The 12,074-nt window shown below is 72.1% G+C and carries 11 protein-coding genes; 3 read left to right on the top strand and 8 right to left on the bottom strand.

Features of this window, described 5'->3' with window-relative positions; all coding sequences use genetic code 11:
* Positions 1–189: 189 nt before the first annotated feature.
* Entirely contained in the window at positions 190–1,374 is a 1,185-nt protein-coding gene (locus tag EAD89_RS08390; protein ID WP_121675329.1) for a low temperature requirement protein A, read from the top strand.
* Positions 1,375–1,413: 39 nt separating this feature from the next.
* Here EAD89_RS08390 and EAD89_RS08385 read toward each other — a convergent pair whose 3' ends face one another.
* From EAD89_RS08385 to EAD89_RS08355, 7 genes are all read right to left on the bottom strand, one after another.
* A complete protein-coding gene (locus EAD89_RS08385) occupies positions 1,414–2,601 on the bottom strand; it encodes a low temperature requirement protein A (RefSeq protein WP_121675328.1) in 1,188 nt (395 codons plus the stop codon).
* A 107-nt stretch (positions 2,602–2,708) separates the two neighbouring features.
* Positions 2,709–3,560: a pyridoxal kinase PdxY gene (pdxY, locus tag EAD89_RS08380; protein ID WP_121657104.1), complete on the bottom strand. Its 852-nt coding sequence runs from the start codon at positions 3,558–3,560 to the stop codon at positions 2,709–2,711.
* A gap of 78 nt (positions 3,561–3,638) precedes the next feature.
* Positions 3,639–4,247, bottom strand: a complete 609-nt coding sequence (locus tag EAD89_RS08375; protein ID WP_121675327.1) for a hypothetical protein — start codon at positions 4,245–4,247, stop codon at positions 3,639–3,641.
* A gap of 107 nt (positions 4,248–4,354) precedes the next feature.
* Positions 4,355–5,341: a hypothetical protein gene (locus tag EAD89_RS08370; RefSeq protein ID WP_158610727.1), complete on the bottom strand. Its 987-nt coding sequence runs from the start codon at positions 5,339–5,341 to the stop codon at positions 4,355–4,357.
* Positions 5,342–5,400: 59 nt separating this feature from the next.
* Complete coding sequence (locus tag EAD89_RS08365) at positions 5,401–6,372, bottom strand: pyridoxal-phosphate dependent enzyme (protein ID WP_121675325.1); 972 nt, start codon at positions 6,370–6,372, stop codon at positions 5,401–5,403.
* Between the two features lie 54 nt (positions 6,373–6,426).
* On the bottom strand, positions 6,427–7,302 hold the full coding sequence (locus EAD89_RS08360) for an alpha/beta fold hydrolase (protein ID WP_121657100.1): 876 nt from the start codon (positions 7,300–7,302) through the stop codon (positions 6,427–6,429).
* 172 nt (positions 7,303–7,474) lie between these two features.
* Positions 7,475–9,001, bottom strand: a complete 1,527-nt coding sequence (locus EAD89_RS08355) for a glycerol-3-phosphate dehydrogenase/oxidase (protein WP_121675324.1) — start codon at positions 8,999–9,001, stop codon at positions 7,475–7,477.
* Positions 9,002–9,046: 45 nt separating this feature from the next.
* On the opposite strand from EAD89_RS08355, the gene EAD89_RS08350 reads away from it, so the two are divergent.
* Positions 9,047–10,612 carry an FAD-binding oxidoreductase gene (locus tag EAD89_RS08350; RefSeq protein ID WP_121675323.1) on the top strand — a complete coding sequence of 522 codons (1,566 nt, stop codon included), beginning with the start codon at positions 9,047–9,049 and terminating at the stop codon, positions 10,610–10,612.
* 1 nt (position 10,613) lies between these two features.
* The gene (locus EAD89_RS08345; RefSeq protein ID WP_121657097.1) at positions 10,614–11,477 is read left to right on the top strand and encodes a diacylglycerol kinase family protein; all 864 of its coding nucleotides are present in this window, start codon (positions 10,614–10,616) and stop codon (positions 11,475–11,477) included.
* Here the strand turns inward: EAD89_RS08345 and EAD89_RS08340 are convergent.
* A complete protein-coding gene (locus EAD89_RS08340; RefSeq protein ID WP_121675322.1) occupies positions 11,474–12,067 on the bottom strand; it encodes a TetR/AcrR family transcriptional regulator in 594 nt (197 codons plus the stop codon). The genes EAD89_RS08345 and EAD89_RS08340 overlap by 4 nt on opposite strands.
* Between the last annotated feature and the right edge of the window lie 7 nt (positions 12,068–12,074).

The following is a 12,074-nucleotide window of genomic DNA, read 5'->3' as shown; positions in this document are numbered from 1 at the left end:
CCGCTCGCGCGTCACCGGCGAGCGCCCGCCCGGGCCCGACCCGGAAACGGCGGCCCCGGCGGGACGCCCGGAGGTGAGCCCTTTCGGGTGTCCGGGCATGTCCCGTTTTGTAGGTTCGGAGGTGACAGGAACCTTGCCAGTCGCCAGCGCCTCCACTCCCGGTCGGGCGTCCCCTAGGAGGCAGCCGCCGTGACGTCGAGTCCGCTACCCCGGATTCTTCGCCGACGCGGCGAGCCCGAGTTTCCGACGTTCCTGGAACTCTTCTTCGACCTGGTCTACATCTTCATGTTCTCCCGGCTCTCCGCGGGGCTGGTGCACGACCTGAGCGTTCGGAACGCGGTGCAGACCGCGGTCCTGCTGCTCGCCGCATGGTGGGTCTGGGTGCTGACCGCGTGGCTCACCGACCTGTTCAACCCGCGCCTGCCGCTGATCCAGGCCACCGTTCTCGTGGTCATGTTCGGCACCCTGTTGATGGCCATCGCGATCCCGAGGGCGTTCGGCGCACACGGGTGGCTCTTCGTCGTGGCGTACTTCGCCATCCACCTGGTCCGGGACTCGGTCCTCATTCCCAGCACCCGGGTGAACCGGCCGATCCAGGCGAGGAGCATCCGCGTCTTCTTCTGGCTCTGCGTCACCGCCGGACCATGGGTGGCCGGGGCCCTCGTGGACGGCACGGCAAGGCTGGTGCTCTGGTCCATCGCGGTGGCGGTCGACCTCGGGTCGGCCCGGATCGGCTGGCCGACACCGAGGCTCGGTCGGACCGAACTCGCCAGTCAGATCTTCACCGGCGCCCACCTGTCCGAACGGCACCGGCAGATCTTCATCATCTCCCTCGGTGAGCTGATCCTGACCGCGGGCGTGGGGTTGGCCGCGAGCGACTTCGAGGCCGGCCGGGTGGTGGCGTGCACGGTCGCGCTCGCCAACGCGCTCGTGCTGTTCCACATGTACTTCCACCGGATGCGACAGCTACTGGCGCCGACCACCGTCTCGACGGTGGAGCGGGTCCGCTCCGGCACCTCCACCTCGTACACCCATCTGGTCATGGTGGCGGGGGTGGTGGTCATCTCGGCCAGCGACACGCTCGTCATCGGCCGTCCGTTCGGGGAGACACCGTCGGGCTGGGTCGTCGCCATCCTGGGTGGGCCCGCCCTGTTCCTGCTCGGCGGCTGTCTGTTCGACTTCGTGGTCACCGGTCGGATCCTCTGGCCACGGGTGGTGGGGATCGTCGTGCTGGGCGCCCTCGGGCCCGCGATGCCGCTGCTGCCACCAGTCGGGGTCCTGGTCGTGGCGAACCTGGTCCTGCTGCTCACGCTGATCGGCGAGGTGGCGGCCCCGCGCTCGCGGCTGACGAGTGCCGCCGTGCCCGCCCGCTGAGCCGGCGGGCCGGCGACCGGCGGCACCCGCATGATCGGGTCAGCGCAGTGCCGGAGGCGCCGCCGTACGGGGGTGCGACCGGGTGCTCAGCAGGTTCGCCACCGCGACCGCCGCCAGAACGATCATGGCGAGAAGGGCGACCACGAGCGGCGGCAGCAGGTACGTGACCGGTGCCACCCCGCCCAGCAGGACCAGACCAACCAGCCGCGACCTGGACACCCGAGCGAACACGGTGTAGTCGAGCACCCCACGGCCGAGCAGGAAGAGAGCCGGACCGCCGAGGATGACCGCGATCCAGGACGGCGGGGTCTCGCCGAACGGCCGATCGATGACGAGCTTGCTGGTGACGGCGGCGCCCCCGATACCAGCCACCATGATCAGATGGGTGACCGCGGCGGACTGGCCGAGCAGGGAGGGTCTCGCCGACTTGGCGATCGCCTCGGTCAGCAGTTCTCCGGCCCGGTAGATGTAGATCCGCCACATCAGCACCACGATCAGGAAGACGACCACGAGCGCCCAGACCCGCGGGGCCGCGAAGTCGCTCCGGCTGAAGGTCTCCGCGGTCACGAACAGCGACGCGCCGAGCGCGACGATGACGAACTGCCGGTACCGCTCGGAGAGTCGCTCAGCGGTCAGCCGCCACTCCTCCGAATGCGAACGCCCGAGTCGTGGCACGGGCCAGCCGAGTGCGGCCGAGGCGTACTCGATCCCGATCGCCACCGCCCAGAGGATCAGGCGGTCCGTCTCATCGAGAACTGCTCCACCGATCCACGCGATCGTGGCGATGGCCTCCCACAGCAGGACGCGAACGCTCCTCGAACGGTGGAACGGCTCCCGGACGAACAGCAGGGTGTAGACGTTGGAGCCGAGGCGGATCGTCACGTACGTGATCGCGAACAGCAGGCCACGGTTGCCGTACGCGTCCGGAACCGTGGCCGCCAGCAGCAGGCTCGCCGCCACCGTCCCGATGAACAGCACCTGCACCGCCGACCTCGCCTGGTCGAGCGTGTCGCGCACCCATACGGTGAGCGCCCAGATGAGCGTGAACGCGAGCAGCAGCACCAGGGTCTGGGCGATGCCTGTCCAGGTGAGCTCGGTGGCCAGTTCCTCCGCCAGCGAGATCAGGGCGAACACGTAGACCAGATCGAAGAACAACTCCAGGTACGCGGGATGCGCCGGATCCCCCCGGCCACGCGCCGGCAACCCCGTGTCGCCCTCCGCAGTCATCGATCACCCCGCGCCCGCTCATGACCACCGCATGACGACACTACGGGTTGCCCGAGAGTGACAGCGGGTGGTTGCCCGGGTCGGCTCGCGGCACGGCGTACCGTGGGTCAGCGCAGCCGCCGGGCGGTGAACCTGGTTGGCGGCTCGGCGATCGCGTCCTGGGCCGCGATCAGCTGGATCTCCCGGGTGCCGGCCGTGAGGGTTGCCTCCAGGACGGCGAAGACGGAGGCGATGGTGCGTTCCAGCGCGATCGCCGGCGAACCTGTCGTGCACAGGTGCGCGAGGTACAGCGCCGCGGTGACGTCGCCGCCGCCGTTCGGGTTGATCGGCAGCAGCGGTGTGGTGACCGCCCAGGCGCCCTCGTCCGAGACGGCCACCACCTCCAGTGACCCCGCCGGCACGTCGCCGTGCAGCACGCTGGTGACCAGGACGTGCCGCGGCCCGGTCTCGCGTACCACGTCGACCGCCTCCAGCACCTCCGTGAGGGAGTTCGTCGTACGGCCGGCGAGGAAGTCCAGCTCGAAATGGTTCGGGGTGATGATGTCGGCGCGCGGGACGACGACATCCCGCATGTACTCCGGAATGCCCGGCCGGACGAACATCCCGCGGCCGATGTCGCCCATCACCGGGTCGCAGCAGTAGACGGCCTTCGGGTTCGCGGCTTTGACCCGGTCCACCGCGTCGAGGATCACCGCGCCGACCGCCGGGTCGCCCTGGTAGCCGGACAGCACCGCGTCGGCGGTGCCGAGGACGCCGCGGTCCGCGATGCCCTCGATCACCTCGGCCACCTGGGCCGGCTCCAGCAGCGGCCCGCGCCACGCGCCGTACCCGGTGTGGTTGGAGAAGTGGACCGTCAGCACCGGCCAGACCTCGTGGCCGAGCCGCTGGAGGGGAAAGGCGGCCGCTGAGTTGCCGACGTAGCCGTAGGCGACCGAGGACTGGATGGACAGGATCTTCACCGCCCCATCATGGCGGCTCGTGCCGGTGGCACACGAGCACCCGCCATTTCTGTCGGGTGGCCCACTGTCGCCCAGGCCCTACCCGGGCTCGGAGATCGACGCGCGGTTGATGTAGGCGACCTGGGCGGCGAAGGCCAGCAGGGCCAACACGGCGCCGACGCCGATCGCGAACCCGGACGACAGCCCCGCCAGTCCGGCCAGCAGCGTGACCGAGAGCCCGGCCAGCAGCGCGTTCACCGCACCCACCATCGCCGCCGTGGTCAGCAGCAGCTGCGCTCGCCCGGGCGTGTTGCCGACCGCCGCCCAGCTCGCCCGCATGATGCCCTCGCCCTGCACCGCGTCGGCGAAGAAGTCGTGGTCGCCGGCCAGCCGATGCTGGTAGTACGCCCTGATGCGTTGGATCCGCGCGAGGTCCAGCTCGTTCTCCACCATGTTCTGCACCAGCCGCAGGAAGGTGAGCAACCCGGTGATCATCAGAGTGGGCAGCACCGCCCCGAGGTACGGCCCGACGAAGGCGGCGTTGCTGCTGACGAAACCCAGCCCGATCAGAGCGGCCGAGAGCATGGAGAGGAAGACCGTCGCCCTGCCCACCGACTCGGTGACAGTGGCGCTGCGGGAGGTCTGAAGCACGAAATGCTCGGTGGTCAGGGCGGTGAGCAACGCCTGCTCGCGTTCTCCGTCGTCCATGCACCTCACCGTCCACGCGACCAGGGGACATCGTCACGATACGAGGTAGGCGAGCCTGCGGGTCCGGAAACCGACGGTGCACGATCGTGCTCGCGCCCCACCTGCCGTCAGGTCCCCTCCGGGCCGCGACCGTCGTGCTGACCGCGAGGGTCGCCCCCGTCGCCGGGATCCACGCCTCGCGCCCCGTCGTGGCCGCCATCGCGGCGGCTGGACCCGTGGCCCCAGGTCGGCGCCGCGAACACGAGCAGTGCGATCGCAAGGACCGGCATGAGCCCCAGCAGCGGTGCCGTCGCCAGGCCGGGCGAGGAGGTGTGGCCGAGCGCCACGGCAACCTCCACGGGCGAGCGGATGCCCGGCTCGAGGAACGCGGACTGCTGGCTGAACGAGTGCATCTCCTCCAGGACAGCTGGGCGGAGCGGCGCCACAGCCGCCAGGTCAGCGTCGATGACGGCCGCGATCAGCACCAAGGCCCCCAGCATGGCCGGAACGCCGAACCGCCGCTGTCGGCCGGCGGCCACCACGAGCACCGTCAGCCCGGCGGAAACCGCCGCGATGGTCGGCAACTGGGCGGCGAGCGCGACCAGCAGCCGGGGCAGATCACCCCCGCCGACGGAGGTGAGCAGGGCGACGGCCAGCCCCGCGACGGCGGCCCACGCGACCCGACGGAGCCACCGGGTGTCCGTCCGTGCCCGGTCGGTCAACGTCACCACCGAACCGCCGCAGATCAGCGACAGGCCCAGCAACGCCGGCCAATGCTGCGTGACCTGCGCCGACAACGCCATACCCAGCCACGCGAGATCCTCGCCGACGGACGGACGGGGAGCGCTCAGCGGCGCGTAGAACGGCGACAGGTACCTCGGCCCGTCCGAGCCCTTCGCCGACGACACGACGTCGACGGCGAGCACGACGACACCAGCAGCCACGGCGAGGCGGCCCCGCCCGGCACCGAGCAGCACGATCGCCGCGAGGCTGGTCAGCGCCACCCCGATCGCCTGTCCCGCGAGGACCGGCGCGCCCGACAGCGCGCCAGCCACGTGCACCACCGACGCGCCGGCGACAACCGGCCAGCACACGGATCCGGGAGACAGCCGCACGGCGCACATCCAACCACGGGCCCGGTCAGCTCGCCGCCTCCGACGCCCGCCGGTGTTCCCTACCGTCCAGGCGGGAGGCTCTCGGCGTACGCGGGGATGTCGGGGTGCCCGAACACCCCGGGCAGCCCGCCCGTGTGGATGAAGACTGTCGTGTGGCCCGGTGCGATCTCACCGCGCCGGATCGCCGCGATGAGTCCGGCCATCGCCCGCCCGGTGTACGTGGGGTCGAGGATGATCCCCTCCAGCCGGGCGACGAGCGTCAGCGCCTCCTGGACCGTCGCGGTGAGACTCGCGTAGCCGTTCCCGACCTGGTCCCGGTCGACGCGCAGGTCTTCGGCGCGTACCTCCGGCGAGAGTGGGGTGACGAACCCCGCGACGCGCTGCCGCGGGTCGTCCACCGCCCCGACGTCGACGCCCAGCGTGCGGTCCGGGCCCAGGCTCGCGACGAGCCCGGCCATCGTGGCGCCCGAGCCGAGGGCGACCACGGCGGTACGCAGGTGGGGCACCTGGGCCAGCAACTCCTCGCCGCACCGGGCGTAGCCGCGGGCCGCCAACTCGGTGGACCCGCCGAACGGGATGAGGGCTGGGCGGGCGCCTTCGGAACGCAGCCGGTCGCACACCCGCGTGGCGGCGTCCGCGAGCGCCTGCCGGCCCTGCACGCCGGTGAAGACGATCTCGGCGCCGAGGAACGCGTCCAGAACGAGGTTGCCGGTTCGAGCCGTCGCCGGTGCACCCGGGAACACCAGCACGGCACGCAGACCGAGGCGCGCGGCGGTCGCGGCGGTGAGCCGCGCGTGATTGCTCTGCGGCGCTCCCGTGGTGACCAGCGTGTCCGCGTCACCGGCGAGCGCTTCGGCGACCGTCCACTCCAACTTGCGGATCTTGTTGCCGCCGCCGCCGAGGCCGGTGAGATCGTCCCTCTTGATGAGCAGGTCGTCGCGACCGAGGCCGAGAGCCGTGGCCAGGCGGGGCATCGGCTCGACCGGCGTGGGCCACGTGCCGAGCGTGAGCGGGACGATCGGTCCGGACATGCTGGTAACTCCTCGGTGTCGGCGTGGCACGGCAGCCCGCCACGTACCGTCGTTCTACCGCAGGAAGTCCAGCAGTTGCCGTGCGGTCTCCTCCGGAGCCTCTTCCGGGATGAAGTGCCCGACCGGGACCGGCCCGCCGCGAACGTCGTCGGACCATTGCCTCCAGATGCTGAGCGGGTCGTCATAGAGCCGTGCGACCTGACCCCGCTGGCTCCAGAGGAACAGCACCGGGCACGCGATCTTCCGGTTGCCCCGGTCCGCCTCGTCCTGCTGGTAGTCCAGTGTCGCGGCGGCGCGGAACTCCTCGCAGATCGCGTGGACGGTGGCGGGATCGCTGAACTGCCGGACGTAGGCGGCCCGCACCTCGGCCGGGAAGGCGTCCTTCACCTCAGGCCACGTGTCGAGCATGAAATCCACGAGGACGGCGGGCGCCGCGTCGATGAACCGCTCGGGCACCGGCGCCGGCGCCGCCAGGAAGGACCAGACCCAGTACGAGAGGCTGAACGCCATGTCGGCGCGGTCGTACACGTCGCCGACCGGGACGACGTCCAGGACCGCGAGCCGGCTGACGACGTCTGGTTCGTCCAGCGCGAGACGGTAGGCGCACCGTGCGCCGCGATCATGCCCGACGAGCCCGAACCGCTCATGGCCCAGGCTTCGCATGACCTCGATCTGGTCGCGGGCGATCGCTCGCATGCTGTACGGCTCATGGTCGGCGCTGCTCGGCGGTTTGCCGCTGTCGCCCCAGCCGCGCAGGTCGGTGACGACCACGGTGTGGTGCTCGGCGAGCTGCGGCGCCACGCGGTGCCACATCAGGTGCGTCTCGGGGATGCCGTGCAGGAGCAGGACCGGGGGCCCGCTTCCGCCACGGCGGCCGTGGATCGTCGCCCCGGACGTGGGGATGTCGAACTCCTCGAATCCCTCGAACATCGCCCGGACCCTTCGCGGCTCGTGAGGACCGTCGTCGCCGGTCCTGCCAGGCGGCACCCCTGCTGGTCCGGGCGGCGTCGATCCCTGTGAACCGGGTCCGCGCAGCCTTCCTGGCCAGGTACGACGCTAGCAGGGCGGGGGGAAATGGTCCGACTTCGGACGGAATTTCCGGTCACCGCTCGGCGGCCAGGGCGAGGGCGGCTCGCGCCGTCGGCAGTGCGGCCTCGCGGTGCGCCGGCACGAGACCGATGCGCGTGCGCCGGTCGAGCAGGTCGTCGACGGTGAGGGCGAGCTCGTGCCGGGCGGCCCAGAGGAGTTCCGCGCCGGTGACCGGGATGTCGGGGCCGATCGGCTTCCGGAGTTCGGCGGGCGCGTCGGCCAGGACGTCGACGGCTTCGGTGCCGTAGCGGTGGACGAGCCGGCGTGGCGCGGGGACCCGGGCCAGTTGTGCTCTGCTCGCCGCGCCGGGCAGTGGGAGGCGGCGGGTGCGGCAGGGGCCGGCGGCGAGGTGGCGTCGACGGATGGCGGTGTCGACGGCGTCCTGAGCCATCCGGCGGTAGGTGGTGAGCTTGCCGCCGATCACGCTGATGATCCCGTCGGGGTCGTCGATGACGGCGTGTCGGCGGGAGAGGTCGGCGGTCCGGGTGTCGGAGTCGGCGAGCAGTGGCCGCAGCCCGGCGTAGGCACCGAGAACGTCGGTGGGTCGCAGCGGCTGATCGAGGACGCTGTTGAGGACGTCGAGCAGGAACGCGATGTCGGCGTCGGTGGGCTGCGGCACGTCGGGGACCGGTCCGTCGACCGGCTCGTCGGTCAGTCCGGCGTACACCAGGCCGTCGGTCTGGGGCAGGGCGAAGACGTAGCGGGTGAACTCGCCGGGGACCGGGATGGTCAGGCCGGCCCAGAGCCCGCCCAGACGGGCGGCGGACAGGACGATGTGGGTTCCCCGGGACGGGCGTAGGCGGACGTGGGGAGTCAGGCTGCTGGCCCACACGCCGGTGGCGTTGACGACGGCGCGGGCGGCGACGTGCATGCGTGCCCCGGTGCGGGTGTCCTCGATGGTGGCGCCCTCCCGGTGCAGGCTGATCGCCCGGCAGCGGGTCAGGACGCGGGCGGAGTGGGCGGCGGCGGCGCGCGCGAGGCCGACGACGAGTCGGGCGTCGTCGCAGAGCTGGCCGTCCCAGGACAGGTGTGCTCCGCGGAGGCCGGCCGGCCGCAGGGCGGGCGCCATCGCGCCCGCTTCGGCCGAGCCGAGCCTGCGCGTACCGGGCAGGGTCCGTCGGGAGGTTCCCGCCCAGGTCCGCAGCAGGTCTCCGGCGTGCAGGCCGGCCGCCGCCGCGCCCGCCTGCCAACGACTGGTGTACGCGGTCGCCGGCAGCAGCATCGGCAACGGGCGTGTCAGGTGCGGCGCGGTGCGGGTCAGCAGCAGGTGGCGTTCGACGGCGCTCTCGTAGGCGATGCCGACCTGCCCGTGGGCGAGATAGCGCAGGCCGCCGTGGATCAGTTTGGAGCTCCAGCGGGAGGTGCCGTGGGCCAGGTCGTCGGCGTCGACGGCGACCACGGACAGTCCGCGGCTCGCGGCGTCGAGCGCCACTCCGGCGCCGGTGACACCCAGCCCGACGACCAGGACGTCGACGGGCGCCCCGGTGGCCAGCTCGGTGAGGTCACGTTCCCGGCGGGAGACGGTCAGCGAGGTTTTCACACGCCTCCTTGCGATGTAGTGACGTTCAATGTCACTCTGTCACACATGAATATGGAAGGGGAAGCGTCGACCGTCGGGTGGGCCCGCTGGGGCACCACGGCGGACGCGAAGGCGCTGCCGGGCTCCGCCTCGACGCTGCTGGCGCAGGTCCTCGAGCTGACACCCCCGCCGCCGGCCGTACCGCTGGCCGAGGCGACGGTGCCGGACCTCGAGTTGGACGACACGGTCCTGCACGCGCTGCGACGGGTGCTGGGCGCCGAGCACGTGGTCACCGCCCCGGCCGCCAGGGCACGACACGCGTCGGGCATGTCGACGCCGGACCTGCTCCGTCACCGCAGCGGCGAGGTGCGGGTGGCTCCGCAGGCCGTGCTGCGCCCGGCCGACCACGCCGAGGTGCTGTCCGTCCTCGACCTCTGCTCCCGGCACCGGGTGGCCGTGGTCCCGTTCGGTGGCGGCACCTCCGTCGTGGGTGGGCTCACGCCGTCCGCGGCGCGACACGTCGCCGTCGATCTGAGCCGGCTGAACGCCGTCGTCGCCGTCGACCCGGTGTCGCGGACCGCCACGCTCCAGGCCGGGCTGCGCGCCCCACGGGCTGCCGAGCTGCTCGCCGAGCACGGGTTCACCCTCGGGCACGTGCCGCAGTCCTACGAGTACGCCACCATCGGTGGATTCGCCGCCACCCGGTCGTCCGGCCAGGCGTCGGCCGGCTACGGCCGCTTCGACGACATGGTCGTGGCGCTGACGGTCGCCACGCCCCGAGGCACCGTACGGGCCGGCCGCGCCCCCGCCTCGGCCGCCGGCCCCGATCTGCGGCAGCTCTTCCTCGGCAGCGAGGGAGCACTCGGCGTCATCACCGACGTGACCGTCCGGATCCGCCCCCTACCCATGCAGTCACACCACGAGGGCTGGCGGTTCGAGTCGTTCGCCGACGGTCTGCACGCCGTACGGCGGCTGGCGCAGGACGGGCCACGGCCGACGGTGCTGCGGCTGTCCGACGAGGTCGAGACCATGATCGGGGCGACGGGGTCCGGCCACGCCGAAGGCGGCTGCCAGCTCATCGTCGGGTACGACGGCGCGGACGTGGTTCCCACCGTCGAAGCGGCCGCTGACGTGCTGGCGGCGCACGGCGGGGTGCCGCTGGGCGAAGCGCCGGGTCACCAGTGGGCACGGCACCGCTTCGACGCCCCGTACCTGCGGGACGCCCTGCTGGACGCGGGCGCGTTCGCGGAGACCCTGGAGACCGCGACGTACTGGTCGGCGCTGCCGGAGGTGCACGACCGGGTCCGGCAGGCGATCCTCGACGCCTTGCCGGACGGGGCGCTGGTGTTGTCGCACGTCTCCCACGTCTACGAGACCGGCGCGTCGCTGTACTTCACGGTGATCTGCTCCCCCGGCTCGGACCCGGTCGAGCGCTGGCGGAACGCGAAAACGGCGGCCAGCGATGCGATCGCTGCCACCGGTGCCACCATCAGCCACCATCACGGTGTCGGCGCGGATCATCGGGCCTGGTACGCCGCCGAGATCGGCGACGTCGCCGTGGACCTGCTGCGGGCGGTCAAACAGCAGCTGGACCCGGCCGGCATCCTCAATCCCGGCATCCTGGTGCCGTGAGGTGCGGTCCTTCGCAGTGATCCTCGGGCCCACCGCGCGCCGAGGCCTGTCCCGCCTGATGCCGGTGGCGCATCTGCTGCGCGCCGCCGGCGCTCGGATCCGTGTCGACTACACGCAGACAGCCGAAGAGGCTCGCCGGTGCGCCACGTCGGCCGTGCAGGCCGGTGAGGTCGTCGTCGCAGCGGGGGGCGACGGCACCATCCGGCTGCTCGGCGGCGTGGTCGCCGACACCGGCGGTCTGCTCGGCGTCGTCCCCGCCGGTCGTGGCAACGACTTCGCCCGCCAGCTCGGGTTGCCGCACTCCCCTGACGCGATCGCGGACCTGCTGCTGCACGGACGGGCGCGGCACCTCGACGTCCTTCGCGTCGCGGGTCGGACCGTCGTCGGCAGCGTCTACGTCGGCGTCGACGCGGCGGCCAACGAGCTGGCGAACCGGTCGCGTCTGCCCGCGCCGCTGGTGTATCCCACCGCCGGCCTGCGGGCGCTGCTGCGCTGGCCGCGCACCCGGTACACGATCGCGGTGGACGGCCGGACGGAGCGGACGTACGCCTACACGGTGGTGGTCGCCAACTGCGGGTACTACGGCGGTGGCCTGCACGTCGCCCCGGCGGCGCAGCCCGACGACGGGACGATGGACGTCGTCGTGATCGGACACGCACCGAAGCTGCTGTTCCCGGTGGCGCTGCGACAGATGCGCACCGGCCGGCACCTGCGGCGCGGGCACGTCTTCTCCTACCGCGGCACGTCGGTCACCGTGTGCGCCGACCGTCCGATGACGGTGTACGGCGACGGTGATCCCGTCGGCCGGACCGACGAGCTGCACGTCGAGGTCCGCCCGCAGGCGCTGCGCGTCATCGCCGGCTAGCCCGGTCGCAGGTAGCCGTCGACGAGCAGCGCCAACTCCCGGTCGAACTCGGCGAGCGGCACGTCGTCGGCGACCGTGCGGACGGACAGCACGAACGACTGCGTGGTAAGGAATATCGCGCGGGCCAGAACGTCGGGTCTGCCGGACCGGATCGAGCCGTCCTCATGACCGTCGGCCAGCGCCGCCGCGAGGAACTGGAGCATCTCGTCCTGGCCGTTGCCCCGCCGGTCGAGCAGGTACGGGAGCAGCACCTCGGGATCGACGTCACGGATCTTGCACAGCAGCGGGTGGTCCCGTAGCTGCCCCGCCACCGCGACCACCCGCGACACCAGACGGGACCGGGCCGAGCCGCCGGTCTCGACGTCCGCCGCGGCCATCAGCACCTGATGCCACTCCCGGCTCATCAGGTCACCGATCAGGGACTGCACGTCCGGCCAGCGCCGGTAGACGGTCATCCGGGAGACGTTGGCGCGTCGCGCAATGTCCGTCATCGTCGTGCGACGGACGCCGTAGGCCAGCACGCAGTCCCGGGCAGCGTCGAGAACCGTGTCGTCGACGCTACGTTCCGCGGACTGGCTCGCCTCCACCACGCCGACT

The organism is Micromonospora sp. BL4, assembly GCF_003667505.1.
Taxonomy (GTDB): domain Bacteria; phylum Actinomycetota; class Actinomycetes; order Mycobacteriales; family Micromonosporaceae; genus Micromonospora.
Note: the sequence above shows the minus strand (reverse complement) of the source record. Positions and strands in the feature narration are given on the sequence as shown.